Below are 23,944 nucleotides of genomic sequence, written 5' to 3' on the forward strand. Positions count from 1 at the left end.
TTTTCCTCTTCTGTTGTTGGTGTTATCGGAGTGGAACGAATCGGCAGACGAAAAAGATGCAGTCTTGAAAAATTTTTTTGCGGGCAGGACTAATGCGCATCTCGTGCCGACAGCAAAACGCGCCTTTACCAGCGTATTTTTATCCCCAGAGCATTTTCGTCGTTACTCTGTTACAAAGTGAGTCAGCGATATAAGGTGATCTGTTCACTGGGGTACTTTGCGTGAGAAAACCGGCTGGTTTGTGCCACCGTGCTGCTGGCGTGTCACAAAAACTGGCAGGGAATACTTCGGGTGGGTGCATCCTTGAGGCATCCGCAACCGTAGAACAGAGACCTAACCTAAAAACAAACAGACGGATATCAATTCATGGCCACGGATACCGAACAGGACGAACTCATGGGTCTGCTGATTGCTGTCGCCCGTGAAGACCGGCAGGCGTTCCAGCGACTGTATGAAAAAATCTCCGGTAGGATGTTCGGGCTATGCCTGAAACTGGCCAGCCAGCGGGAGCTGGCGGAAGAGGCGGTGCAGGATGCCTTTGTGCAGATCTGGCACCATGCCGGTGAGTACCACGATGAACGTGGCGCCCCATTGAGCTGGATGCTGACGATCGCCCGCTACCGCACGCTCGACCTTATGAGGTCCAGAAAGGCCAAAAAGACGGCAGGCGATAGCCAGCTTGAGTATGTCGAGGACGGTCGCGAAGGGCCACTGGATGTTTCCCTGCGCAGCGCCGGTGTCGCTGAACTTACCGGGTGTCTTGAGGAATTGTCCGAGTCCCAGCGCGACAGCATATTGCTCACTTATTACCGGGGTTTCAGTCATGATGAGCTGTCTGAAACGTTGAGCTCCCCCATAGGAACCGTCAAAAGCTGGGTTCGTCGCGGGCTGATTGCTTTAAAAAGGTGCCTGGAACGATGAAGAAGACATCCGAAAGAATTGAGGCACTGGCAGCGGAGTATGTTCTGGGTTCTCTTCGCGGGCCAGCCCGCCGGCGTTTTGAACGCTGGATGATGGAGTCAGTCCGGGTCCGTCAGGAGGTCTGGTTCTGGGAGCAGAAACTGGGGCACCTGGGCGAACGTATAGAAGAAGCCACGCCGCCGGCCTCGGTATGGTCAGAAATTGAGCGCCGGCTATGGCCGCAAAGCATGGGCGCCAGGCCTGCACCAGCCGCCAATGATGGAGTCGGCCATTGGTTGTGGCCTGGCTGGAGCCTGTTGGCAACGGCAGCAGCGCTGGTGCTGGCGGTCGTTCTGTTGCAGCAACCGGCACCACAGGATGACCAACGGTTGTCCGGTGCCATTGTGCAGGCGGAACTGAGCGATCCGTTGTGGCTGGTGAGTGAGTCAGCGTTCGAAAAGCAGCTGAAATTACGCCCGGTTGCCGCCACGGCAGCCGAGCAGGGCAAGGACTACGAGCTCTGGATTGTGCCGGATGACGGTCAGCCGGTGTCACTGGGGGTAATGCCGGTGGGCGACGCCTACGAAGTGATCCTCGACGACGAGACCCGGAAGCTGCTCAGCAGTAGCCGGACCTTGGCCATCAGCCTGGAGCCTGCGGGCGGATCGCCCACCGGTGCCCCCACCGGGCCGATTTTGCACGTGGCCAAGTTGTATGAACTCTGATCAGTTCGTGGCAGATCAGTTACTGGACAGCAAGGTAATGCACAGCTGGGCGTTCTGGACGAAGTGTCCGAACGCCATGAGTTGATCATCGGACGGCAAGTAGTCTGCGGCAGCGTTGTCAGCATAAAACAGTCCTACCAGGCGTCCCTTGGCTTTCAGTGGGCCGACCAGTGCCGGCACATTGCCCAGCCAGCGATCGTATGAGACTGTTTCCGCTCCTGATTTGGGCTGGTAAACGTAACAGCTCGCATGAGGCAGCACGGCTCCCAGGGTGCCGGTGCCATCCTTGCGTATGATGAAGTTGTCTTTCCAGTTTTCGGTGCCCTTGCCGCCCAGCTTACGGGGTATCAGCTCCATCCCACTGTGGTCGCTCATCAACAGCACAACCCTTTGCATACCCACCGCCCGGTGTATGCCTTCAATGACCAGTTGGCAGACTTCGTTGATATCTGGCTTATCGGTCAGACTGTGGGTCAGATCCCTGAGAATCTGCAGTTGCAGCACGGGGTCCACTTCCGGGGCTGCGGCGGTCTCCTTCCCGGAATCAGGCTGACTGCCGGGCATCAGGGCGGTGACCTGAGGAATGCCTAGGGAGACCGCCACCCGGGCTGCCTCTCCGGCGTTGATTTTGAGCTTATCCCGTACCGTTGCGGGGCTTTCACCGATGTCCTTGCCCAGTGCTTCCATCACTTTTTCCATTTCCACGCCACGCCACCCCTTCTCGGACAGCTTCGCCATTTCGACGGCGTTGCGCACCAGACTGGCTGCCTTGGAATTGGCTTGCCCTGGCGCGACCACTTCCTTGATGAACGGGCCCAGCGACCAGGCGTCTACCAGACCCCGGGTGATCTGTGCAAACGTCGTGTGGAGCACTGCTTTTTGGGCCTCTACCGGGGGTTCATCCGCACGCAACCTTACTTCCAGCTCGTTGGCCTGGTCTGTTTCACAGGACCAGAAAGCCAGCTCACCAATGTTCATAAGCAGGGCGCCGATAAACACCTCTTCCAGCGCATGATCGGTGCGCTTTGGCAGCAGGCAGCGGGCCTGAACGGCCGCATGGATTGCCCGGGCCAGACAGCGAAGCAAGTGGGGCCGGTCGTTTTTCTTGAGCAGGGAATCCACGAGCAGCGAAGAGATGGCCATCGATTTCACAGCGTCGAAGCCGATCAGGGTGATCGCACGGCTCACAGTGCTGACCTGGGTGCGGGTCTGGTTGTAGAAAATGGTGTTGGAGAGTCGCAGGACCTGGGATGTCAGCTGGGCGTCATTGAGAATGACATTGGCCAGTTCGTTGACCGTGCTGTTGCTGCTGTCCGTCAGCTCGTTGATGCGGCGCAGGGTATTGGCGAGCACCGGCAGCTCGACTTTGCTCAAGTACTCGACCCATGCCTGGGTCGAGTTCATGCGGGTCGGTAGTGTGTCACTGGAATTATTATGGGTGACCAAGGGGCTCTGATGCCTCCCTCTTAGATTACGTGGCAGCGTTTACAGACTCTGTTTGATTCTAGCGCATTGGCGGCGGCGCGGATAATGGCCCGTAACGGCTTTTTACGCAACCGGTGGCTCGGGTTCGCTGGCAGATTGGGCTATACTGTCGCGCTTCTGACGCTGCACTCACAAGGCTGCTACGTGATCGAATTTGACCAGGTAAAAAAGTCCTACCAGGTCGGTGACCGGGCGATCCCCGCGCTTCACCCCACCAGTATGACCATCCAGACCGGCGAGGTGTTCGGCATTGTCGGGCATTCCGGGGCGGGCAAATCCACCCTGATCCGGTTGATTAACCGTCTCGAGGCCCCCTCAGGAGGGCGTATACTGATCGACGGCGAAGACGTGACTGGTTATGGCGCAGATGAGTTGCGCAGCTTTCGACGCAAGGTCGGCATGATCTTCCAGCATTTCAACCTGCTTTCCTCCAAGACCGTTCGGGACAACATCAGTTTTCCCATGAAGCTTGCCGGCATCTATTCCCGCAATGAAATCCGCCAGCGGGTGGATGAGCTACTGGCGCGGGTGGGGCTGAGCGATCAGGCCGGTAAATACCCGGCCCAGCTCTCCGGCGGGCAGAAACAGCGGGTCGGTATCGCCCGTGCCCTGGCCTGCAGGCCCACCATTCTTCTGTGTGACGAGGCCACCAGCGCCCTGGACCCACAGACCACCCAATCGGTCTTGCGGCTGCTGGCGGACATCAACCAGGAGCTGGGCCTGACCATCGTACTGATTACCCACGAGATGGACGTTGTGCGCCGGGTCTGTGACCGGGTGGTGGTCATGGACGCCGGTGAAGTGGTGGAAATGGGGCCGGTTACTGATGTGTTTCTGCACCCCCGGCACCCCACCACCCGGGATTTCGTGTTTGAAAGCGAGAATATTGACCGGGACGAGCTGCAACAGGACCTCCAGCGGGCTGAAGGCCGGATTCTGCGCCTGACATTCAAGGGCGAGGCCACCTACAAGCCTCTGCTGGGGCATGTAGCCCGGGAATCGGGGGTGGATTTCAGCATTCTGTCCGGTCGTATTGATCACATAAAGGCAACACCCTACGGCCAGCTTACCCTGTCCCTGGTGGGGGGTGACCTTGACCTGGCCATGGCCGCTTTTCACCGGGCGGACGTGGATGTGGAGGTAGTTAGATAATGGATGAGCTACTGAGCAATGTGCAGTGGGACGAGATCGGCTGGGCCAGTTGGGATACGCTGGTCATGGTGGGGCTGTCCCTACTGTTCAGTGTCCTGATCGGCCTGCCCCTGGGGGTGCTGCTGTTTCTGACCGGCAAGCGCCAGCTCTTGGCCCAGCCGGTGGCCTACGCGGTGATTTCATTCGTGGTCAATATCCTGAGGTCGGTGCCGTTCATCATCCTGCTGATCGTGATGATACCGGTGACGGTGATGATCATCGGCACTTCCCTGGGTGTGGCTGGTGCGATTCCGCCCCTGGTCGCTGGCGGCGCGCCCTTTTTCGCCCGTCTGGTGGAAACCTCACTCAGGGAAGTCGACCGCGGCATTATCGAGGCGACCCAGGCCATGGGCGCCAGCGTGCGCCAGATCGTGATGGGCGCGCTGTTACCGGAAGCGCTGCCGGGCATCATTGCGGGCATCACCGTGACCGCCATTACGCTGGTGTCCTATGCCGCCATGTCTGGTGTCGTGGGCGGTGGTGGCCTGGGTGACCTGGCGATACGCTTCGGTTATCAACGATTCCAGACCGACGTCATGATTATTACAGTGGCGCTCCTGGTTATTTTCGTTCAGCTTCTGCAAATGCTTGGTGATCGTCTGGTGCTGTATTTCAGCCGGCGCTAGAACCACCTCGAAAAGTCACGGCAACCACGACTGTAACGGCAGCAATGTCGGCAATGGTTGCCCAACCTCAGAACCCCAAAGAGGGATATAGTATGAAAACAACCCGAATCATTGCAGTGCTTGCTGCGGCCCTGGCGGCATTTTCAGTCCAGGCTGCGGAAAAATTGAGCGTGGCAGCCACGGCTGTGCCCCACGCCGAAATTCTCGAATTCATCAAGCCTGACCTCGAAGACCAGGGCGTCGAGCTGAATATCAAGGTGTTCACGGACTACGTCCAGCCCAACACCCAAGTTGCCCAGTCCCGTATGGACGCCAACTTCTTCCAACACCAGCCTTACCTCGAGTCCTTCAATGAAGGCAAGGGCACCAGCCTGGTCAGTGTGGTAGGGGTCCATGTGGAGCCCTTTGGCGCCTATTCCAGCAAAATTGAGTCGCTGGATGAACTTGAGGACGGTTCCACTGTAGCCATCCCCAACGACCCCACCAATGGTGGCCGGGCCCTGTTGCTGCTCCAGAAAGCAGGCCTGATCAAGCTCAAGGACGACAGCAAGATCACCGCGACACCCCGTGATATTGCCGAGAATCCCAGGAATCTCGAGTTTTATGAGCTGGAAGCGGCAACCCTGCCGCGGATCCTGGATCAGGTGGCGCTGGCCATGATCAATACCAATTACGCCCTGGAAGCGGGCCTGAATCCCACTGAGGACGCCCTGATCATCGAAGGGTCAGAGTCACCCTACGTGAACATTTTGGTGGCCCGGGAAGACAACAAGGATTCCGAAGCGATGCAGAAGCTGGCAGATGCCCTGACCTCGGAAAAAGTGAGGGAGTTTATCGAAGAGGAATATGAAGGAGCCGTTGTACCGGCCTTCTGATTAAGCCTGTCAGGCGCATTAAAAAAGCCGGCGCAAGTTCTGCCTTGCGCCGGCTTTCTGCTATCTGGCGTTCAGGTCAGAGGCAGACCTTATTCGCCGCTCCAGTTGGTTTTCGGGTCCGGCGTCATGCGCAGGTAGGGCCGCACCGCTTCGTAGCCCTTCGGAAAGCGCTCTTTTATTTCCTGCTCGTCCTGCAACGAGGGCACAATCACCACATCATTGCCCCGTTCCCAGTTACCCGGGGTGGCCACCTTGTGCTCGTCGGTCAGCTGCAGCGAATCCACCACGCGTAACACCTCGTTGAAGTTCCTGCCGGTGCTGGCGGGATAGGTAATGATCAGGCGGATTTTCTTGTTCGGGTCGATCACGAACAGGGACCGCACAGTCAGGGTCGCGTTGGCGTTTGGGTGGATCATGTCGTAGAGCTCGGACACCTTCCTGTCGTGGTCGGCGATGATGGGAAAGTTCACCGTGCAACCCTGGGTCTCATTGATGTCGTTGATCCAGTCCTTGTGGGATTCGACCGGGTCCACGCTCAGGGCGATGGCCTTGACGTTGCGTTGAGCAAATTCATCTTTCAGCTTGGCAGTCAGTCCCAGTTCCGTGGTGCACACGGGGGTAAAGTCCGCCGGGTGGGAAAACAGGATCCCCCAGCTATCGCCCAGCCATTGGTGGAAACTGACGCGTCCTTCGCTTGAGTCCTGCTCAAAGTCCGGTGCGGTATCACCCAGATGTAAACTCATGATTGCTCCTCCTGCATGAACCGGTCGGTTGGCCGGTAAGTTGGCTTGTTCGTCTCCCTTTAATGGTGACGAGCTGGCTGTGAATCAAGGCGTAGTCCTACTCGAGTTAGCGGGGTAGAAGGGGCCAATGTCTGTCTGTGTCTGAGTGTAGCAGCAAGCGGGGTTAACGCACCGGTGCGGTATCGGTTAATCTGGAGCTAACTGAATCAGCAAGTGACGAGTCATGACACAGCAGAATCCCGATAACAGCAATCCGCAACCCCATAAGCCCGAACTCAGCCATACTGAAGCTAACGGGCTGAACTTCTGCGTGGAAACCCGGGGCGACCCGGCCGGTGAGCCGGTAATTTTCGTCATGGGGCTCGGCGCCCAGATGACCCTGTGGCCGGAAATGTTGCTGAACGCCTACAGTGATGCGGGCTTCCGGGTCATCCGGTTCGATAACCGGGATATCGGCCTGTCCAGTCATCTGAAGCACCGCCTGTCCGGCCATCCAATGACCGTGATGGCCCGGGCCCGTATGGGGCTGACGGTGGACGCGCCCTATACCTTGCGTGACATGGCGGCGGATGTGGCTGCACTGATCGAGGCCATGGGCCTGGCCAGCGCCCATCTGGTGGGCGTATCCATGGGCGGCATGATCAGCCAGATTCTGGCCTCTACCCGGCCGGAACTGGTGCGCTCGCTGACTCTGATCATGACCTCCACCAACAGCCCGCGCCTGCCCCTTCCCCAGCCCAGGCTGATCTGGAAACTGGCGGGTGTCGGGGCCAAGGGCCACGAAGAGGACATGGTGGTCAGCCGTAGTCTGGAATTCTGGAAAGCCATACAGAGCCCTGGATTTCCGCCCCGGGAAGACGAAGTCCGTGAGCGGATCCTGCGGGACTTCAGGCGCAGCTATCATCCTGCCGGTATCCTGCGTCAGACCCGGGCCATCATGGCCACAGGCAGTCTGTCTTCTCTTACCCGGCGAATCAGGGTCCCGACCCTGATCATCCACGGCGATGCCGACCCCCTGGTGCGGCCGGTGGCAGCGGAGCAGCTCAAGTATTTGTTGCCCCACGCCCGGCTCGAAGTCGTCAAGGGCATGGGCCACGACCTGCCGGAGCCTCTGTTGCAGGACTTTGCCGGTATGAGCATGGACCTTATTGGCAGCAGGGGTGCCTCGGCAGCGTGAAGCCGGGCGGCTTTACGGCAACAGTCTTATCCGCTCCCGGACCCCGTAGTAGTCCAGACTGAGGGTGCCTAGTGGATCTGTGTAGTCGGGCAACTGCTGCTCCAGTTCGTCAAGAAGATCGGCAATACTGAGTTTCAGGGGCGCCCCGCACCGGGCAGTCAGCCTCAGGTGCTGCAACTCGGCAGGGCTGTGCAGGAAATAACCGCGAACCCGGTCGCAGAGCAGGCCGAGGCGGCTGACCAGGGAGTCGCGGTCGACGCCATCAAGAATCAGCATGAACTGGCCACCGCCGATCCTGCCGACCGTATCCCGGTAATCAAGCCCGGCCAGAAGCTCCCGTGCCAGTTCGCGCTGGACCTGGTTGATCATCGCGACGCCAGGATCAGGTGGCAGGCTGTAGTTCACCTGAAGCCAGACCAGGGTCTGCTCACCACCCACAAGTCTGAGGCGGTGGCTGGCCTCTTCAAGAAGCCGGGTAATACCGTCCCAGTTCCACAAGCTGGTGACTTCATCCAGCAGCAGCGGGTGGGCGGTATTCCCCAGGCCTATGTCCGGTGCTCTGTTCAGGGGACTTTCCAGGCAGAATTCCCGTTCGGCGAGCGCAGCCAGGTCCCGTAGCACGGAAATGTCTATGTCCTGCGCCCGGCGTGGCTTGTCATCGATAATGCACAGGGTCCCCACCCGCATCTGGCCTGGGGAGTGTAAGGGGATGCCGGCATAGAACCGAATGTATGGCTCGCCGGTGACCAGCGGGTTGTCCTTAAAGGCTTCGCTCGTTTGGGCATCCTCGACGAGAAACACCTCATCATCGAGTAGGGCATGGGCGCAGAAGGAAACCTCCTTGGGCGTTTCCTTTATATCGAGACCCTCAACTGCCTTGAACCATTGGCGCTCAGCATCAACCAGGGTGACAGCGGCGACCCCGGTTCCGAAAAATTTCCTGGCCAGCCGGGTAATGCGTTCAAAACGCTCCTCCACAGGGGTGTCCAGGACACCCATGGCGAGGAGCGCCTCCAGCCGCTGGGGCTCGTCCAGGGGCAATGGCGGCTTTTTCATAGACTTTCCCTTGAGTACCGGTGTGCAACGCTTTAAGCATAGTTGTTTAATTTCTCAAGAAGCCAGCCCGGGGCATTAACTCTTGCTTAACAAACGTTTTTGAAGAGCCTGGGCTTTTGTCTGCCAATTCTGTTTCTATTTTGTATTGCACCTTTCGGGAACCATTACCTATGGTTAAAGGAGCAGGTACAGTGGTTAGAAAGGCTTTACCCATTCAGCGCGTGTCACAAGGAGAAACCTGTCATGCTCTCGCTCAAAGCCTCTGATGTCATGTGGAATCATATCGAACCGATCCGTTGCGGCACGCCGCTGACACGTGTAGTGAAAACGCTGCTTGCCAACCATGTCTCGGGTTTGCCAGTGGTGGACGCCCACCGCAAGGTACTTGGGTTCGTATCTGAACAGGATTGCATCCATGCGCTTCTGGTGACTAATTACCATAGTGAGGGCGAACCCAATGTGGATGATGTGATGGTCAAGGAGCCTGTCACCGTCAGCCCTGAAATGTCTGTCGTTGACCTTGCCCAGAATCTCGGCCACGGTAAACCCAAGGTGTTCCCGGTTGTCGAGGGTGGCCGCCTGGTGGGCATTGTTACCCGGACCGCCATTCTTGCGGAGCTGGCCAGGGCTGGTTTTGGCATAGAGTCGCCCAAATTCGTCCAACACTGATCGGCATGTACCGAAGCTCGTACATTGAAGGCACCTTGAATAAACAAGGTACTTTGAACTAACCAGAACTGAGGATCGTCATGAAGTCACGTGCTGCGGTAGCTTGGGAGGCGGGCAAACCGCTTGTTATTGAAGAAGTCGATGTCGAGGGGCCGAAGGCCGGTGAGGTATTGGTGCGGATCGTCGCCACCGGAGTATGCCATACCGATGCCTATACTCTGTCAGGGGCCGACCCGGAGGGCAACTTCCCGGCCATTCTTGGCCATGAGGGCGGCGGTATCGTGGAAGAGGTGGGCAAAGGCGTTAATGGCCTGAAGCCCGGCGACCACGTCATTCCCCTGTATACCCCTGAGTGTGGCGAGTGCGCCTATTGCCGTTCCGGCAAAACCAATCTCTGTCAGGCTATCCGCACGACCCAGGGCCAGGGACTGATGCCGGACGGCACCTCCCGCTTTTCCCTGAACGGCAAGCAGATCAAGCACTACATGGGCACCTCCACGTTTTCGGAATACACCGTCATGCCGGAGATTGCCCTGGCCAAGATCAGCAAGGAGGCGCCGTTGGACAAGGTCTGCCTGCTGGGCTGTGGCGTCACCACGGGTATCGGTGCGGTGCTCAATACTGCCAGGGTGGAGCCCGGCTCCACAGTGGCGGTCTTCGGTATGGGCGGCATCGGTCTGAGCGTGGTTCAGGGCGCGGTCATGGCGAAAGCGTCGCGGATCATCTGCGTGGACATCAACGAGGACAAGTTCGAAATGGCCCGCATGCTGGGGGCAACCGACTTTGTAAACCCGAAAAAATACGATCGCCCGATCCAGGAAGTGCTGGTGGAGCTTACCGATGGTGGCGTTGACTATTCCTTTGAATGCATAGGCAATGTGGATGTCATGCGTTCGGCTCTGGAGTGCTGTCACAAGGGCTGGGGTGAGTCTGTCATCATCGGCGTCGCTGGCGCCGGTGAGGAGATCTGCACCCGGCCGTTCCAGCTGGTCACCGGCCGCGTCTGGCGCGGAAGTGCCTTCGGGGGGGTCAAGGGTCGTACTGAACTGCCAGGCTATGTGGAGCGCTACATGCGAGGTGAAATAAAGATCGACCCCATGGTGACCCATACCATGGCACTCAAAGACATTAACCAAGCCTTTGACCTGATGCATGAAGGCAAGAGCATAAGGTCTGTCATCCTATTCTGAGGTGCGTCATGGAACAGATAGCGACCAATATGAGTTTTGGCGGCGAGCATCGTCGCTTCAGGCATCAATCCAAAGTGCTGGGCTGCGATATGGAGTTTGCCGTGTATCTGCCGCCCCAGGCTCTGGGCACGCAGCCACGGCAGGTGCCGGTGCTTTACTGGCTGTCGGGGCTGACCTGTACCGACCAGAACTTCATGCAGAAAGCCGGTGCCCACCGGCGCGCAGCAGAGCTGGGGATGGCCATCGTGTGCCCGGATACCAGCCCAAGGGGCCTCAACCTGCCGGGTGAGCACGACAGCTATGAGCTTGGCAGCGGCGCCGGGTTTTACCTTAATGCGACCCGGGCGCCCTGGGCCGACCACTACCGCATGTACGACTATGTGGTCGAAGAGTTGCCGGCGCTGGTTGAGAGCGCATTGCCGGTTTCGCCTGTGCGGTCGGTGAGCGGGCACTCCATGGGCGGCCATGGGGCCCTGGTCTGCGCTCTGAAGAACCCCGGGCGCTACAAGTCGGTTTCAGCCTTCGCGCCCATTGCCAACCCCAGCGATTGTCCCTGGGGTGAAAAGGCGTTCAGTGCCTACCTGGGTGAGGATAAAGAAGAGTGGGCAGAGTGGGACGCCACCATGCTAGTTCCTGGTGCACCTGAAAGACTGCAGTTGTTGATCGACCAGGGCACTGCTGACGAATTTCTGGATGAACAGCTCAACCCGGATGCGCTAGTGGAAGCCTGTGAACAGGTGCATCATCCCATTCGGCTGCGGATGCGCAGGGGCTATGACCACAGCTATTTCTTCATTGCTTCGTTTATTGACGAGCACCTGGAGCACCACGCCCTGGCCATGGGCTTGCAGGCCTAGCACTGCAAAGCTCGGAAGTCCCGGCGCAGGTCAGCCAACTCCTGGATAAGATGCCGGCGCTGTTCCGGACTGGCGTCCTGCAGCAGGCCGGTTATCAGATCAATCAGGGCTGTACGGCTGTCCTGCACCATGGCCTGATATTCAGGTCCGCGCGCGGCCTGACTGTTCTGGATAAGGTTGGCCAGACGTGGTTCGAAGTCCTCCCGGTGGCGGTCGCCAAGAGCCTCGCTTAGACGCTCTTGCCAGCGCCGGCGGCCCTCCAGCCAGATCTCGGTCTGATTACCCCGGTCCAGGTTCCATTGTCGGATCAGCTCTTGCTGTTCCGGGCCAAGCTCACCCAGCCATCGTTCGACCCGCTCACGGGTACGGTCTTCCCGACGCTGGCGCTGCTCCTCGGGGTCGGGACTGAGGAACTCCTCTTCCTTTTCCCGGTGCTTTTCAGCCATGGTGCGGTCAAGCTGGGCAACCTGCACGGCGCCCAGTCCTGAAAGAAGATCGACGGCTGTTGGCGTGATCCTGACCAGAAGACGGTCCAGGGCTAATGACAACTCCTCAAAGCGGGCCCGAACCAATTGCCGATTGCTATTGCCCTTTGCAATATCGGCCTCCAATCCGGCCAGCCAACCGCTGTAAATCGGGAGTTCCTCACCGCAATGCCATTGTTTGAATGCCTTAATGTCCTGCTTCAGGCTCGCTTCCTGAGCCTCGGTAAGCGTGACATAGTCATCGACCCACCAGACGATGCCCCAATCGGCGAAGCGATAGGCAGTGCGGGTGGAACTGCAGCCTGCCAGCACCACCAGCAACAGAGCCAGGGCCAGTCCGCGTAACGGAATCGCGCTCACCGGTCAGACCTTGAGCATGGGCCACAGGCGTAGCGCTTGTCGTAGCGGCGGTCAGCCCAGCGTTCGTAGACCCTCCGGGCGACACCGTGCACGCCGGGCCAGAGCAGCGGACGGAACAGCCAGCCGAGGCGGGTATGGGACCAGGCGCGGACATTCGCCTGCAGCCCGACAATCCAGTGCCCCTCTCCAGTCAGAAGGTGTAGCCGCCTGAGCAGATTTTCCCTTGATGGCAGGTGCGCCGGGGCATCGGCGGCAGACTGATGTATGTCAGCGAAAGCGAGCCCGCCGGATTGCAGGCGTTTAAGCGCGGCGATTTCCTGCTGACACAGGGGGCAGCGACCATCAAAGAACAGGGTATCCATAGGCCTCTCCATGAAATTCATGGTGATTGTACGTTCCGTTTACCCTGGCAGATGGGTTACAGGCCCGGCGGCAGAACTCAGGTCTGTGGAATGGCAAGCAGTACCTTGCCGGTGCTGCTGTTGCTTTCGAGGTACGCCATGGCTTCGTCTGCCTTGGTTATTGGCCAGGTCCTGTCGATCACGGGCACGATTTCGCCGGACTCCAGCATAGGCCAGACGGTTTCGTAGAGGGCATCCATGACCTCACCCTTGGCAGCAACCGGTAGCGACCTGAGGGTGGACCCAATGAGTCGTTGCCGCTTCATCAGCATCAGACCGGAGTCAATCTCGGCCTTGCGGCCGCCCATCCTGCCGATCAGTACGATCCGGCCGTCAGGGTTCAGGGCTTTCTGGTTTTGGCCAAGATAAGAGCCGCCTACCGGGTCCAGTACCATGTCGGCACCGCCCCACTCACGCACCTTGTCCGCAAAGCTGCCGTGGTGCCGGTTCCAGGTTGCCTCGGCGCCCAGCTTGCGACAGAACGCCAGCTTTTCGTCGCTGCCGGCGGTGGCAAACACAGGGTTGCCCATGGCTTTGGCCAGCTGGATAACGGCCGTACCGACACCACTTGCGGCCGCATGGAGCAAGAGCCGCTGTCCGGGTTTGAGGTCTCCGACGATATAGAGATTCAGCCAGGCAGTGGCAAATACTTCAGGCAGGGCGGCTGCCTGTTCCAGGCTAAATCCGGCCGGAATGGGCAGCACCTGGGCAGCCGGAACCGTCACCTCCGAGGCATAGCCGCCACCGGTCAGCAGCGCACAGACGGGATCACCTGGTTTGAGGTGGGTAACGTTAGCGCCCACTTGTGACACTTCCCCGCTCACCTCGAGGCCAAGAATCTCAGAAGCGCCCGGCGGTGGCGGGTAAAGCCCGGCCCGTTGCATCAAGTCGGCCCGATTCATACCAGCCCAGGCCACGTTGATGGTTACTTCATCGGCACCACAGGTAGGCAGTTCCGCACCGGGTTGCCAGCGCATACCGGTGTCCGTGATTGCTATAGCGTGCATAGGTTGCTTCCTGACAAACGGGGTTCAGTGTTTAAGGGCATCAAGCAGGGCTTCTGCCGCGGGCTTTGACGAAGCCGGATTCTGGCCGGTAATCAGTTTGCCATCGACCACCACATAGGGAGCCCAGTCATCACCACGGCTGTACTGGCCACCATTGTTCTTCAGCATATCCTCCACCAGAAAAGGCACCACATCGGTGAGCTGGACGGCCTCTTCCTCGGAGTTGGAGAAACCGGTCACTCTGCGGCCGTCGACAAGGGGTGCGCCCGAACCGTTGCGGGGATGTCTGAACACGGCCGGGGCGTGACAGACCGCGCCCACCACCAGGTCACGGTTAACGGCATCTTCAATCATCGCAATGGCGGCCGGGTCTTCCGCAAGGTCCCACAGGGGGCCATGGCCTCCGGGAAAGAAAATCGAGTCGTAGGCGTCGATGGGCACTTCCGTCAGTTTGCGAGTATTGGCCAGCTCCTCCTGGGCCTCACGGTCTTCGCTGAATCGGCGAGTGGTGTCGGTGAGCGCTTCCTCGACCTCACTGTTGGGGTCCACCGGCGGTTGGCCACCGGCTGGGGAGGCCAAGATAATGTCGGCACCGGCGTCCTTGAAAACGTAGTAAGGCGCGGTGAACTCTTCCAGCCAGAAGCCGGTTTTATGTCCGGTATCGCCCATCTCGGCATGTGACGTGAGTACCATTAGAATCTTCATGAAGCGCTCCTTACTCTGGCATTTGCCGTGGAATCAGGGCCGGGTATGGCCTGAGATCATTGACTTGATATGTTCTGTGCATCAGGTGTATCACTACTGACGCTCCAGGCCAACCGGTCTGAATAAACCCTGGCAGTTTGTCAGCTATAGGTTGTGCGGGCAGGCGGGCATTTCAAGGGCCCGGCGGATCCGTGGGATAGTCCGCCTTGCTAATCAGCGTGCCAAAGCAGGCCAAAGTCCATGGAGGGCATCACATCCAGGTCTTCGAGGGCGCGGATATTAAATTCAAGAAGACTGGTGTCGCGCCGGAACATGCCCATGTAGCGCTTGCCGGTAGGACCAATGATGGCCTGGGCTATATGGTCACCGAGCCGTTTGGGCCGTTGTGTAACCACAGCCACCTCATTGTTGGCCAGTCGGACCAGGGTGCCCGGGGGGAAGCTCGTGAGGGCTTTCAGTAGCGCCCTGTAGATCTCCGGGCGGGGGTTGTCACGGAAGGCTTCGTGAATGGCCTGGCAGGCCTGGGTGACATTCAGCCGCTGACGATAGGCCCGACGGCTTATCATGGCGGTGTAACGTTCAGCCAGAGCCAGGATCCGTGCCTCAACCAGTATGTCAGTGTCCTTCAGCCCGGCGGGATAGCCGGAACCATCATGCTCTTCGTGATGCTGCTCAATGATCCGGAGCAGCCTCGGGTTGGTCACCCCGGCTTCCTCGAGGGCCCTGATGCTGACCAGCGGATGCTTGCGGATCACCATGCGCTGATCCTCTGAAAGCCGCTTGCGGGAATTGTTCAGTTTGTCGAGAAAAGGCAGCAGGGCAAGGTTCGCGGTCAGGGCTGCACCCATCAAAACCAGGCGGTTTTTCTCGGCCAGTCTGAGCTCAACGGCAATGAAATGGCACAGAATGGTATGAAAAAGCGTCTGCTCGTAAGCCGTGGGCTCCACTGAATACAGGTGAACCAGGGCCAGGCTGGCATCCGGCGCCTCAAGGCACATGCGGTCCAGAAGCCTGGCGAAGCCCGTGAGTCGCTGGCGGGCTGAGGCGTCTTTGTCTGAAACCGCGGCCAGTGTGATTTCCAGCGCCTCCAGCAGGCTGGGGTAGTCGGCAATCGGGTTACGGGCCCGGGTGTCCTCAATCACCTCTGCTTCTACCTTGAGATTGATCTTCCTCGGTGCGAACAGGCCACGCTCGAACAGCTGCTCAAGCTGCATGTCATTCTGGATCACATAGCCCTGGCGCAGCAGAACGTTGCCGTCTGCATCGTAGACGGTCCAGGGTAGAGGTTTGCCAACGATCAGGGCTCCGGGTGCGACACGAACATGCTTGGACACGCTTTGGACTCTTACTGGTTCTTGTGGGTACATCGACTACCGACCGGCTGAGCGACGGGTAACTGCGTGCAGGGAAGCCCCCTGCATAAGCGGCCTGCCTGTACCCGTAAAGATAGCCTAGTTCAGGCGCCAAGGCACGGAGCCGCAGGGGTCATTTCAGCCAACGGTTTCGCCCGCATGGCTGATCAGGACACCCGGTGCTCCGGCTTCCAGTAATGCTCTTGTTGAGTCCGGAATCACCTGCTTGTTCCCGGTGGAAGGGGCGATCAGGACATAGGTTATGTCTGCATTGGCGACTTCCAGGTCAGTGCCGAACCTGACAAACCCGAGCTTGAGGCTGAACGAGCTGTTGCCGAGACGACCCGGCACGATGGTGGCGCAGAGAACGTCGTCAAACAGAGCCGGCGCCTTCCAGTTGATGGTCAGACTGACCACCTGAATGTCCATGTCCTGATTCAGAAGGTTGCGATAATCGCCGAACAGGGTGCGAATATACTCATTCACGGCGATATCCACGTATTCAGCGTAACGGGCATTGAAGACTACGGCCTGGGCGTCGCATTCGCCGTAGCGCACCCGGAACCGGAACTCAAAAGGACGGGTCATGGTTTAGCACACCTGTTGTTTTTGAACGGTTGTTTGCCGGCCATGCCAGCCAGGGTGGCTTGATATGGAAGCATAATTCCGGCCCGGCTGTCATGGCCAGGATAAAATCCTGTTAAAAATGTGCCCGCTGTTGGTTTTATGACAACTTAGACTATCCTCTAATGATAAGCTGGCTATGCTCGAATTCTAACAATTTCGTAATCCGGATAACCCGGTTGAAAACCTGAGCGCTGAACGGCGGGACACGCCGGTCGCGCGAGGAAAAAGACCTCTGATGCTTTACCGTTTGCGCCACGATTTCCGCCTGTCGATCATCACCATGCTCGGTGTCTGTGCTATCGGCGGCATCACGCCCTTTGCGGTTTTCCGCTTCCTGGACGGCAATCTGCTGGCCGGCTTTGTGGACACAATAATACTGCTCGGTATCTGTACCGCCATGGCCTATGCGTGGATGACCGGCGACACCCGCCGCAGCGGGTTTGTGGCCGCCCTGATTGCCTGCGGCGGCGGTGTTGCGGTTGCCGCCGTGCTGGGCAATATTGGCCTGTTCTGGCTTTACCCGCCTTTTATTACCAGTTTCTTTCTGACCAGTCCGCGGATAGCCGTGATTATCAACGGCGCGACCCTTGCGGTTCTGGTGGCCGGTAACATTGCCTTTGAGTCCACTGAGCACATGCTGTCTTTCGTCACCACAGCGCTGGTGGTCAGTGGTTGCGCCTATGTATTCGCCCTGCGCAATGAAAGCCAGCGGGCCCGGCTGGAGCACCTGGCGACCCTCGACCCCCTGACAGGCGTCAAGAACCGCCGCGCGCTGGAAGAAGAGCTGCAGGCCGCGGTGGCCTCCCAGGAGCGCAATGGGCTGCCGTTTGCCCTGGCGTTGCTGGATCTGGACCATTTCAAGCAAGTCAACGATGACCACGGCCATAGCGCCGGGGATGAGGTTCTGATTGACTGTGTTGAAGTGATTCAGCGCAATACCCGGCAGGCCGACCAGCTGTTCCGCTATGGTGGCGAGGAGTTCGTGCTGCTGTTGCCCGGGGTTGAGGATTTTGCCATGCGTTCGGTACTGCACAATCTGCACCAGGCATTGCGGCGGGAGCTGAGAAGCCCGACCAGTCCGGTTACAGCCTCGTTCGGTCTGGCCCTGTTACGGCCCGGAGAAACCGCGGACCAGTGGCTTGCCCGGGCCGATGATGCCCTCTACCGGGCCAAGGAAAATGGTCGGGACCAGGTCTGTATTGCCGGCGAGGGCACCCTCAAGGCCGAGATTGCTGGCGTCGGGTTGATCGACTAGCCTTTGGTCGGGAGGTTTTGGGCGCCCTGAGCCGGGCTGAACAGAAACAGACGCGCACCCAGCAGAACACTGGCCGAGACCAGCCCGCTTGTCAGTCCTACCCAGAACCCGGCTGCCCCCATGGCTGGCAGCAGATAATCCGTAAAAGTCAGCAAGTACCCCAGGGGCATCCCCAGCACCCAGAACGAAAACAGCATGATCATCATGGGAATCCGGGTGTCCTTGTAGCCTCGCAAGGCGCTGATGCAGGTTACCTGAATCACATCCGCAATCTGGAAAATCGCCGCATACACGAGTAGGGATATAGTGACCGCCTGAACCGCGGGATCGCTGGTGTAGAGCCGGGCAATTGCATCGGAGAACACGTACAGAGCAGTGGCGAATACCAGCGCCACCGCCGCCGCCAGAACCAGTGAGCTGCGGGAAAGCAGGCTGGCCGATGCTGGCGCATCGGCGCCAATGAGGAAGCTGACCCGCAACGTGAGGGCCATGCCCAGGCTCAGGGGCACCATGAAAAGCAGGGAGACCACATTGAGGGCGATCTGGTGGCCGGCAACCACGACCGGTCCCAGGGGCGCCAGAAACAGGGCGATCACACTGAACATACTGGCTTCCACGAAGATCGTGAAGCCGATGGGCACCCCAAGACGCAGGATGTACCTAATGCTATCCAGGTCCGGGCGGACCCATTCAGCCAGCAGGTGGAAACTCTGGTACGCCCGGCTTCTGTTCAGATAGACCAGCAGCGCTATAGCTGCGGCGCCGTTTGAGAGCGACGTGGCCCAGCCACAGCCCACGCCCCCCATGGCCGGCAAACCCAGTTTCCCATAGATGAAGATATAGTTCAGAGGCAGGTTCAGCAGTGTGCTGAGGACCGAAAAGGCCATGATCACCTTGGTATGGCCCAGCCCGTCAGTGAGACCCCGCAACGCCGCCATCAGCAGTAATGCCGGTACGCCCCAGGCGAAGGCATTGAGGTAGCCCTGGGTAATGCCTGCGGTCTGGCTGTCCAGCCGGAGGATGTCCAGCACTGGCCGGACATGGGTCAGCAGCAAAATCATGATCACGGCCGCCGCCAGCGCGATATAGAGCCCTTGCCATACCGTCGGCATGATCAGGTGGAACTCGCGCCCTCCCCGGTAACCGGAAATAATCGGCTGCAAGGCGCCCAGCATGCCCATGAACAGCAGGAAGAGGGGCATCCATAGGCTGCTGCCGATGCCCACCGCGGCCAGATCCTCGGCGCTTGCATGGCCGGCCATCACGGTATCGATCACCCCATTGGCCATCTGCGCGAGCTGGGCGATCAGAATGGGGCCCCCCAGCAGGGCCAGGGTCCGCCACTCGGAAAGCGTCCGTATGAGCAGGGGCTGCTCGGGCTCAGGGATGGGTTGCCGGATTTCGTCCACAGGAACAGTCAGCCAGTTTGCATGGGCCCGAGAGTATACCGGAAGCCGCGCAGTGTTATGAATGCCTCGGGCCTGGCACCGGGTCCCTGTGCCTGGGGGGCACTTGGCCATTACGTGATTTATATCAATTGACTCAATTTTTCTGGCTGCTAGGGTTTCGGTAAGAAGTGACCAAAGGTGAGCTTATGGATGACCCTCAAGATGTCCCTATGGAAAGGGACTCGCAGATGTCCCGTAAAAAGGACGAGCGCAGACTGTTCATTTTCCTGATCGTTTTCCTTTTTCCCATGCTCGCGGTGGCGGTGGTAGGGGGCTATGGCTTTGCCGTCTGGATCTCGCAGATGTTTCTCGGCCCTCCGGGACCTCCGGGCTGAGGTGGGGCAATGTCACTGAATACATCCCGGCGATCGCTTCTCCGAGGTCGCCCCGGCCCGAACCCCAGCCGACGACCGCCCTGGACCGGGCTTGACTTTACCGACCAGTGCACCCGCTGTGGCGACTGTGTCAGCGCATGCCCCGAGCAGGTACTGTTCAAGGGTGACGGAGGCTTTCCGGAAATCCGGTTCGGCGAAGGCGAGTGCACTTTCTGCCAGGCCTGTGCCGATGTCTGCGAAGCACCGGTCTTCGACCTCACCCGCAAGGCCTTCCCCTGGCATGCAACGCCTGTGCAGCCGTGCCTGGCCCTGAACAATATTCATTGCCAGAGTTGTCAGGACGCCTGCGACGCTGCGGCGGTGAAATTCAGGCCGGCCCTCGGCCATGTGCCCCGGCCCGAGGTTGATCCAGACCTGTGCACCGGTTGTGGCGCCTGTGTTTCCGTGTGCCCTGTGGACGGACTTGGCCTGGAGGATGCCAGTGTCCAAGTCTGATCAATGCCATATCGCCAGTTTCATCGTTCATGTCCATCCCGACCAGAGCGGGCCTCTATTAGCGCTGCTTGAAGCGGAACCGGCCCTTGAGGTCCACGGCGCCAGTCCGGAAGGCAAGCTGGTGGTTGTCATGGAAAGCTCGGACCAGCAGGGCGTTGCCGACACCATAGACCGGATCAGCCAGCAGACCGGTGTTCTTAACTGCGTATTGGTCTACCACGAAGTGATGACCGGGGCTGAAGGTGACCAGGAATTGATCGGGACCGGGTAAACCGTCCGCTTACTGCAAGGCCATAGAAGGTGGATCAGGGAAAGAGTGATCAGGGAAAGAGGAACAAAAACTAAGGACCCAGCCATGAAAATGACCCGTCGAGAATTTGCCAAGGCCAATGCAGCGGTGGTCGCAGCGTCGGCAGCCGGGCTGTCGTTGCCTGCAGCAGCGTCGAATCTGGTGACCAACGAGGAACTGACCCGCCTGAAATGGAGCAAGGCGCCGTGCCGGTTCTGTGGCACCGGATGCAGTGTGATGGTGGCGACCCGGGACAACCAGATCGTGGCCACCCACGGTGATACCCAGTCTGAGGTCAACCGGGGGCTCAACTGCGTCAAGGGCTATTTCCTGTCCAAGATTCTCTACGGCAGGGACCGGCTGACCCGGCCCCTGCTGCGCATGCGCGATGGCCAGTACCACAAGGAAGGGGATTTCGAGCCGGTCAGCTGGGACCAGGCCCTCGACCTCATGGCCGAAAAATTCACCACGGCCATTCGTGAACATGGCCCTGAAAGTGTCGGTATGTTCGGCTCCGGCCAGTGGACCATCTGGGAAGGTTACGCTGCCAGCAAGCTGTTCAAGGCCGGTTTCCGGAGCAATAACATAGACCCCAATGCCCGTCACTGCATGGCTTCGGCGGTGGGCGGTTTCATGCGTTCGTTTGGCTCCGATGAGCCCATGGGCGTCTATAACGACATTGAGCATGCGGATGCGTTTGTGCTCTGGGGCTCGAACATGGCCGAGATGCATCCGATTCTCTGGACCCGCGTCACTGACCGGCGGCTGTCGAATCCCGATACGAAAGTGGCGGTGCTGTCCACCTTTACCCACCGGAGTTTCGACCTGGCCGATCTGGGCATGGTCATGACTCCCAACGCGGACATACCGATACTCAACTACATCGCCAACCACATCATCGAATCGGGGTCGGTGAACCGGGAGTTCGTCGACAGGCACACCAGCTTCGCCCGTGGCGTCACCGATATCGGCTACGGTCTTCGCCCGGAAGATCCCCGTGAGGCGGAGGCCGCCAATGCTGATAATCCGAACGAATGGTCGGACATGTCCTTTGAAGAATTTGCGGAGTATGTCAAGCCCTACACTCTCGAGCGGGCGGCTGAAGCATCGGGCGTGCCGCAGGATCGGCTGAAGCGCCTGGCGGAACTTTACGCCGATCCGGACAAGCGTGTGATGACCTTCTGGACCATGGGGGTGAACCAGCATACCCGGGGCGTCTGGATCAATAACCTGATCTATAACCTGCATTTGCTCACCGGCAAGATCTCCACTCCCGGCAATAGCCCCTTCTCCCTGACTGGCCAGCCATCTGCCTGTGGCACTGCGCGGGAAGTCGGCACTTTTGCCCATAGGCTGCCAGCGGACATGGTGGTCACCAATGCTGAACATCGTGCCAAGGCGGAAAAAATCTGGAAGCTGCCGGAAGGCACTATCCCCGAAAAAGTCGGCTTCCACGCGGTTTTGCAGAGCCGAAAGCTCAAGGATGGGGTGCTCAAGGTTTACTGGACCCAGGTGACCAACAATATTCAGGCCGGCCCCAACACCATGCAGGAAACCTTGCCTGGCTGGCGCAACCCGGACAACTTCATCATTGTCTCCGATATCTACCCGACGGTGTCCGCCCAGGCGGCGGACCTGATTTTGCCGTCTGCAGGCTGGGTAGAGAAGGAGGGCGCGTTTGGCAATGCCGAGCGCCGGACCCAGTTCTGGCACCAGTTGGTGGACGCGCCCGGTGAGTCCCGGTCTGACCTCTGGCAGACCATGGCCCTGGCCCAGAGAATCCGAGTAGCCGATGTCTGGCCTGAGGAGATGCTGGAAAAGGCACCGGAATTCCGGGACAAGACCCTGTTCGATATTCTCTACAAGAACGGCAATGTCGACCAGTTCGGGCTGGAGGAAATTCATCCCGACTACGCCAATGCCGACGCCCGGGCCCTCGGGTTCTATGTGCAGAAGGGGCTGTTCGAGGAGTACCGGCAGTTTGGCAAGGGCAAGGGCAAGGACCTGGCCCCGTTCGACACCTACCACGAGACCAGGGGGCTGCGCTGGCCGGTGGTTGACGGAGAAGAGACCCTCTGGCGCTACCGGGAAGGCTCCGACCCCTACGTCGAGGAAGGTGCCGGCTTCCAGTTCTATGGCAATCCAGACAACCGTGCGCGCATCTTTGCCCTGCCTGATGAAGGGCCGGCTGAGGCACCGGATGAAGAGTATCCGTTCTGGCTCAGCACCGGGCGGGTACTGGAACACTGGCACACAGGTTCCATGACCCGCCGGGTGCCAGAACTTCATAAGGCGGTGCCCGACGCCCTGCTCTACATGAACATGGAGGACGCCCGGGAGCAGGGCTGGCGCCGGGGGAGTGAGGTCAGGATCATCAGCCGTAGGGGCGAAGTCCGGGCGCGGGTTGAGACCCGGGGTCGGGTGAGCATGCCACGGGGGGTCGTCTATGTGCCTTTCTTTGATGCCAGTTGCCTTATCAACAAGGTCACTCTTGACGCGACCGATCCTATCTCCAAACAGACGGATTTCAAGAAGTGTGCTGTTCGTCTTGAGCTGGTCAACCTGGCATAAGGACCCATAGCCATGAAAACCCTGAGCCTGTTTATCCTCATTGTCTGCTTTGCCGGCTTCGCATGGGCTGCGGAGAAAAGCCTTGACCCATCGGCCCCGGACGGCCTGCGCAAGGGTGGTACCCTGACAGAAACGCTGCCGGCCGAACCGATTGCCGATGAACCGAGAGCCAGTGGCCGGGAAGTGCGGAACTGGCCCGAGCAGCCACCGGTCATCCCCCACAGTATCCGCGGCTATCAGGTGGACAAACGGTACAATCAATGCTTGACCTGCCACAGCCGGACGGCAGCGCCCGAGGCAGGCGCACCCATGGTGAGCGTCACCCACTTCATGGACCGGAACGGCCAGACCCGATCTGCGGTCACGCCGGGGCGTTACTTCTGCACCCAGTGCCATGTGCCCCAGACCGATGCCGAGCCGCTGGTGGGTAACGGATTCAAGTCCGCTGAAGAAGTGATCGTCGGGGAAGGCGAGGACTCCAAATGAAGCGTCTGCGTCACTACTGGTCTTTGCTGCGGCGGCCCAGCGTCCACTACAGCCTGGGCTTCCTGACCCTCGGCGGTTTTCTGGCGGGGATCGTGTTCTGGGGCGGCTTCAACACCGCCATGGAGGCCACCAACACCGAGCAGTTCTGCATTGGGTGCCACGAGATGAAGGTCAATCCCTACGACGAGCTTAAAACCACTATCCACTACACAAACCGTTCCGGGGTACGCGCCACCTGCTCCGACTGCCACGTTCCCCATGACTGGACAGATAAGATCGCCCGCAAGATGGAGGCGTCCAAGGAAGTCTGGGGATGGATCTTCGGCACCATAGACACGCAGGAGAAGTACGAGGAAAAACGCCGGGTTCTTGCTGAGCGGGAATGGCAGAGGCTCAAGGCCAACGACTCCCTGGAATGCCGTAACTGCCATGAATTCGAGTTCATGGACTTCACACAGCAGGGCCCGCGTGCCGCCCGGATGCATGCCAACGCGCTGGCGCCGGGGCAGGACGAAGAAGGCGCCACCTGTATCGACTGCCACAAGGGCATCGCCCACGAACTGCCGGATATGAGTGGGGTCCATCAGCGCTGAAGGTCTGGAAGGTCTTGTAGGTGTGGTAAAGTTCCCGGCTT

Annotated in this window: 26 protein-coding genes; 16 read left to right on the forward strand and 10 right to left on the reverse strand. The window is 59.3% G+C overall.

Annotated features, from left to right (window positions below; translation table 11 throughout):
- The first annotated feature begins 366 nt into the window (after window positions 1–366).
- Entirely contained in the window at window positions 367–921 is a 555-nt protein-coding gene (locus G7W63_RS17960; RefSeq protein WP_166261650.1) for a sigma-70 family RNA polymerase sigma factor, read from the forward strand.
- Window positions 918–1,625: an anti-sigma factor gene (locus tag G7W63_RS17965; protein ID WP_166261653.1), complete on the forward strand. Its 708-nt coding sequence runs from the start codon at window positions 918–920 to the stop codon at window positions 1,623–1,625. The genes G7W63_RS17960 and G7W63_RS17965 overlap by 4 nt, the downstream gene beginning before the upstream one ends.
- 15 nt (window positions 1,626–1,640) lie before the next feature.
- On the opposite strand, the gene G7W63_RS17970 is transcribed toward G7W63_RS17965, so the two are convergent.
- Window positions 1,641–3,071, reverse strand: a complete 1,431-nt coding sequence (locus G7W63_RS17970; RefSeq protein WP_242634483.1) for an HDOD domain-containing protein — start codon at window positions 3,069–3,071, stop codon at window positions 1,641–1,643.
- Between the two features lie 183 nt (window positions 3,072–3,254).
- Here G7W63_RS17970 and G7W63_RS17975 point away from each other — a divergent pair, with 183 nt between their 5' ends.
- The 3 genes from G7W63_RS17975 to G7W63_RS17985 all read left to right on the forward strand — a co-directional run bounded on the left by G7W63_RS17975 (window position 3,255) and on the right by G7W63_RS17985 (window position 5,802).
- Window positions 3,255–4,262 carry a methionine ABC transporter ATP-binding protein gene (locus tag G7W63_RS17975; RefSeq protein ID WP_166262373.1) on the forward strand — a complete coding sequence of 336 codons (1,008 nt, stop codon included), beginning with the start codon at window positions 3,255–3,257 and terminating at the stop codon, window positions 4,260–4,262.
- Window positions 4,262–4,927, forward strand: a complete 666-nt coding sequence (locus G7W63_RS17980) for a methionine ABC transporter permease (RefSeq protein WP_166261656.1) — start codon at window positions 4,262–4,264, stop codon at window positions 4,925–4,927. The genes G7W63_RS17975 and G7W63_RS17980 overlap by 1 nt, the downstream gene beginning before the upstream one ends.
- Before the next feature lie 92 nt (window positions 4,928–5,019).
- A complete protein-coding gene (locus G7W63_RS17985; protein WP_166261659.1) occupies window positions 5,020–5,802 on the forward strand; it encodes a MetQ/NlpA family ABC transporter substrate-binding protein in 783 nt (260 codons plus the stop codon).
- Window positions 5,803–5,891: 89 nt separating this feature from the next.
- Here G7W63_RS17985 and G7W63_RS17990 read toward each other — a convergent pair whose 3' ends face one another.
- Window positions 5,892–6,545, reverse strand: coding sequence for a peroxiredoxin (locus G7W63_RS17990; protein ID WP_166261662.1), 654 nt, complete (start codon window positions 6,543–6,545; stop codon window positions 5,892–5,894).
- A gap of 223 nt (window positions 6,546–6,768) precedes the next feature.
- On the opposite strand from G7W63_RS17990, the gene G7W63_RS17995 reads away from it, so the two are divergent.
- Window positions 6,769–7,722 carry an alpha/beta fold hydrolase gene (locus G7W63_RS17995; protein ID WP_166261664.1) on the forward strand — a complete coding sequence of 318 codons (954 nt, stop codon included), beginning with the start codon at window positions 6,769–6,771 and terminating at the stop codon, window positions 7,720–7,722.
- 12 nt (window positions 7,723–7,734) lie between these two features.
- On the opposite strand, the gene G7W63_RS18000 is transcribed toward G7W63_RS17995, so the two are convergent.
- Complete coding sequence (locus G7W63_RS18000) at window positions 7,735–8,778, reverse strand: GAF domain-containing protein (RefSeq protein WP_166261667.1); 1,044 nt, start codon at window positions 8,776–8,778, stop codon at window positions 7,735–7,737.
- A gap of 243 nt (window positions 8,779–9,021) precedes the next feature.
- Here G7W63_RS18000 and G7W63_RS18005 point away from each other — a divergent pair, with 243 nt between their 5' ends.
- The 3 genes from G7W63_RS18005 (at window position 9,022) to fghA (ending at window position 11,494) form a co-directional block, all read left to right on the forward strand.
- On the forward strand, window positions 9,022–9,447 hold the full coding sequence (locus tag G7W63_RS18005; protein WP_166261670.1) for a CBS domain-containing protein: 426 nt from the start codon (window positions 9,022–9,024) through the stop codon (window positions 9,445–9,447).
- Between the two features lie 80 nt (window positions 9,448–9,527).
- Window positions 9,528–10,637, forward strand: a complete 1,110-nt coding sequence (locus G7W63_RS18010) for an S-(hydroxymethyl)glutathione dehydrogenase/class III alcohol dehydrogenase (protein ID WP_166261673.1) — start codon at window positions 9,528–9,530, stop codon at window positions 10,635–10,637.
- 8 nt (window positions 10,638–10,645) lie between these two features.
- Entirely contained in the window at window positions 10,646–11,494 is an 849-nt protein-coding gene (fghA, locus tag G7W63_RS18015) for an S-formylglutathione hydrolase (RefSeq protein ID WP_166261676.1), read from the forward strand.
- On the opposite strand, the gene G7W63_RS18020 is transcribed toward fghA, so the two are convergent.
- The 6 genes from G7W63_RS18020 to G7W63_RS18045 all read right to left on the reverse strand — a co-directional run bounded on the left by G7W63_RS18020 (window position 11,491) and on the right by G7W63_RS18045 (window position 16,392).
- Window positions 11,491–12,339, reverse strand: coding sequence for a DUF6279 family lipoprotein (locus tag G7W63_RS18020; RefSeq protein ID WP_166261679.1), 849 nt, complete (start codon window positions 12,337–12,339; stop codon window positions 11,491–11,493). The two genes, fghA and G7W63_RS18020, sit on opposite strands and share 4 nt — an antisense overlap.
- Window positions 12,336–12,701 carry a thiol-disulfide oxidoreductase DCC family protein gene (locus G7W63_RS18025; protein WP_242634484.1) on the reverse strand — a complete coding sequence of 122 codons (366 nt, stop codon included), beginning with the start codon at window positions 12,699–12,701 and terminating at the stop codon, window positions 12,336–12,338. The genes G7W63_RS18020 and G7W63_RS18025 overlap by 4 nt, the downstream gene beginning before the upstream one ends.
- Window positions 12,702–12,778: 77 nt before the next feature.
- Window positions 12,779–13,747: an NAD(P)H-quinone oxidoreductase gene (locus tag G7W63_RS18030; RefSeq protein WP_166261682.1), complete on the reverse strand. Its 969-nt coding sequence runs from the start codon at window positions 13,745–13,747 to the stop codon at window positions 12,779–12,781.
- Between the two features lie 24 nt (window positions 13,748–13,771).
- Window positions 13,772–14,452 carry a type 1 glutamine amidotransferase domain-containing protein gene (locus G7W63_RS18035; protein WP_166261685.1) on the reverse strand — a complete coding sequence of 227 codons (681 nt, stop codon included), beginning with the start codon at window positions 14,450–14,452 and terminating at the stop codon, window positions 13,772–13,774.
- A gap of 209 nt (window positions 14,453–14,661) precedes the next feature.
- On the reverse strand, window positions 14,662–15,786 hold the full coding sequence (locus tag G7W63_RS18040) for an HD-GYP domain-containing protein (RefSeq protein ID WP_166261688.1): 1,125 nt from the start codon (window positions 15,784–15,786) through the stop codon (window positions 14,662–14,664).
- A gap of 156 nt (window positions 15,787–15,942) precedes the next feature.
- Window positions 15,943–16,392, reverse strand: a complete 450-nt coding sequence (locus G7W63_RS18045; RefSeq protein WP_166261691.1) for an acyl-CoA thioesterase — start codon at window positions 16,390–16,392, stop codon at window positions 15,943–15,945.
- A gap of 274 nt (window positions 16,393–16,666) precedes the next feature.
- Between G7W63_RS18045 and G7W63_RS18050 the strand changes: the two genes are divergently transcribed.
- Window positions 16,667–17,686: a GGDEF domain-containing protein gene (locus tag G7W63_RS18050; RefSeq protein ID WP_166261711.1), complete on the forward strand. Its 1,020-nt coding sequence runs from the start codon at window positions 16,667–16,669 to the stop codon at window positions 17,684–17,686.
- Here G7W63_RS18050 and G7W63_RS18055 read toward each other — a convergent pair.
- On the reverse strand, window positions 17,683–19,095 hold the full coding sequence (locus G7W63_RS18055; RefSeq protein WP_166261714.1) for an MATE family efflux transporter: 1,413 nt from the start codon (window positions 19,093–19,095) through the stop codon (window positions 17,683–17,685). The two genes, G7W63_RS18050 and G7W63_RS18055, sit on opposite strands and share 4 nt — an antisense overlap.
- Window positions 19,096–19,304: 209 nt before the next feature.
- Here G7W63_RS18055 and napE point away from each other — a divergent pair, with 209 nt between their 5' ends.
- The 6 genes from napE to G7W63_RS18085 all read left to right on the forward strand — a co-directional run bounded on the left by napE (window position 19,305) and on the right by G7W63_RS18085 (window position 23,903).
- A complete protein-coding gene (gene napE / locus G7W63_RS18060; RefSeq protein ID WP_166262377.1) occupies window positions 19,305–19,469 on the forward strand; it encodes a periplasmic nitrate reductase, NapE protein in 165 nt (54 codons plus the stop codon).
- A 9-nt stretch (window positions 19,470–19,478) separates the two neighbouring features.
- Window positions 19,479–19,964 (forward strand): ferredoxin-type protein NapF, encoded by a 486-nt coding sequence (napF, locus tag G7W63_RS18065; protein ID WP_166261717.1) that lies wholly within the window; start codon window positions 19,479–19,481, stop codon window positions 19,962–19,964.
- Entirely contained in the window at window positions 19,951–20,235 is a 285-nt protein-coding gene (locus G7W63_RS18070) for a chaperone NapD (protein WP_207308992.1), read from the forward strand. The genes napF and G7W63_RS18070 overlap by 14 nt, the downstream gene beginning before the upstream one ends.
- Before the next feature lie 84 nt (window positions 20,236–20,319).
- A complete protein-coding gene (napA, locus tag G7W63_RS18075) occupies window positions 20,320–22,824 on the forward strand; it encodes a periplasmic nitrate reductase subunit alpha (protein ID WP_166261723.1) in 2,505 nt (834 codons plus the stop codon).
- 12 nt (window positions 22,825–22,836) lie between these two features.
- Complete coding sequence (locus G7W63_RS18080) at window positions 22,837–23,310, forward strand: nitrate reductase cytochrome c-type subunit (RefSeq protein WP_166261726.1); 474 nt, start codon at window positions 22,837–22,839, stop codon at window positions 23,308–23,310.
- Window positions 23,307–23,903, forward strand: coding sequence for a NapC/NirT family cytochrome c (locus G7W63_RS18085; protein WP_166261729.1), 597 nt, complete (start codon window positions 23,307–23,309; stop codon window positions 23,901–23,903). The genes G7W63_RS18080 and G7W63_RS18085 overlap by 4 nt, the downstream gene beginning before the upstream one ends.
- The last annotated feature ends 41 nt before the right edge of the window (window positions 23,904–23,944 follow it).

This window comes from Marinobacter salicampi (assembly GCF_011074795.1).
Classification (GTDB): domain Bacteria; phylum Pseudomonadota; class Gammaproteobacteria; order Pseudomonadales; family Oleiphilaceae; genus Marinobacter; species Marinobacter salicampi.

What these genes read in the sequence shown, in the direction of transcription:
- G7W63_RS17960 (WP_166261650.1), top strand. Translation starts at nt 367, where the DNA reads ATGGCCACGGATACCGAACAGGACGAACTCATGGGTCTGCTGATTGCT.
- G7W63_RS17965 (WP_166261653.1), top strand. Translation starts at nt 918, where the DNA reads ATGAAGAAGACATCCGAAAGAATTGAGGCACTGGCAGCGGAGTATGTT.
- G7W63_RS17980 (WP_166261656.1), top strand. Translation starts at nt 4,262, where the DNA reads ATGGATGAGCTACTGAGCAATGTGCAGTGGGACGAGATCGGCTGGGCC.
- G7W63_RS17985 (WP_166261659.1), top strand. Translation starts at nt 5,020, where the DNA reads ATGAAAACAACCCGAATCATTGCAGTGCTTGCTGCGGCCCTGGCGGCA.
- G7W63_RS17990 (WP_166261662.1), bottom strand. Translation starts at nt 6,545, where the DNA reads ATGAGTTTACATCTGGGTGATACCGCACCGGACTTTGAGCAGGACTCA.
- G7W63_RS17995 (WP_166261664.1), top strand. Translation starts at nt 6,769, where the DNA reads ATGACACAGCAGAATCCCGATAACAGCAATCCGCAACCCCATAAGCCC.
- G7W63_RS18000 (WP_166261667.1), bottom strand. Translation starts at nt 8,778, where the DNA reads ATGAAAAAGCCGCCATTGCCCCTGGACGAGCCCCAGCGGCTGGAGGCG.
- G7W63_RS18005 (WP_166261670.1), top strand. Translation starts at nt 9,022, where the DNA reads ATGCTCTCGCTCAAAGCCTCTGATGTCATGTGGAATCATATCGAACCG.
- G7W63_RS18010 (WP_166261673.1), top strand. Translation starts at nt 9,528, where the DNA reads ATGAAGTCACGTGCTGCGGTAGCTTGGGAGGCGGGCAAACCGCTTGTT.
- fghA (WP_166261676.1), top strand. Translation starts at nt 10,646, where the DNA reads ATGGAACAGATAGCGACCAATATGAGTTTTGGCGGCGAGCATCGTCGC.
- G7W63_RS18025 (WP_242634484.1), bottom strand. Translation starts at nt 12,701, where the DNA reads ATGGATACCCTGTTCTTTGATGGTCGCTGCCCCCTGTGTCAGCAGGAA.
- G7W63_RS18030 (WP_166261682.1), bottom strand. Translation starts at nt 13,747, where the DNA reads ATGCACGCTATAGCAATCACGGACACCGGTATGCGCTGGCAACCCGGT.
- G7W63_RS18035 (WP_166261685.1), bottom strand. Translation starts at nt 14,452, where the DNA reads ATGAAGATTCTAATGGTACTCACGTCACATGCCGAGATGGGCGATACC.
- G7W63_RS18045 (WP_166261691.1), bottom strand. Translation starts at nt 16,392, where the DNA reads ATGACCCGTCCTTTTGAGTTCCGGTTCCGGGTGCGCTACGGCGAATGC.
- G7W63_RS18050 (WP_166261711.1), top strand. Translation starts at nt 16,667, where the DNA reads ATGCTTTACCGTTTGCGCCACGATTTCCGCCTGTCGATCATCACCATG.
- napE (WP_166262377.1), top strand. Translation starts at nt 19,305, where the DNA reads ATGGAAAGGGACTCGCAGATGTCCCGTAAAAAGGACGAGCGCAGACTG.
- napF (WP_166261717.1), top strand. Translation starts at nt 19,479, where the DNA reads ATGTCACTGAATACATCCCGGCGATCGCTTCTCCGAGGTCGCCCCGGC.
- napA (WP_166261723.1), top strand. Translation starts at nt 20,320, where the DNA reads ATGAAAATGACCCGTCGAGAATTTGCCAAGGCCAATGCAGCGGTGGTC.
- G7W63_RS18080 (WP_166261726.1), top strand. Translation starts at nt 22,837, where the DNA reads ATGAAAACCCTGAGCCTGTTTATCCTCATTGTCTGCTTTGCCGGCTTC.
- G7W63_RS18085 (WP_166261729.1), top strand. Translation starts at nt 23,307, where the DNA reads ATGAAGCGTCTGCGTCACTACTGGTCTTTGCTGCGGCGGCCCAGCGTC.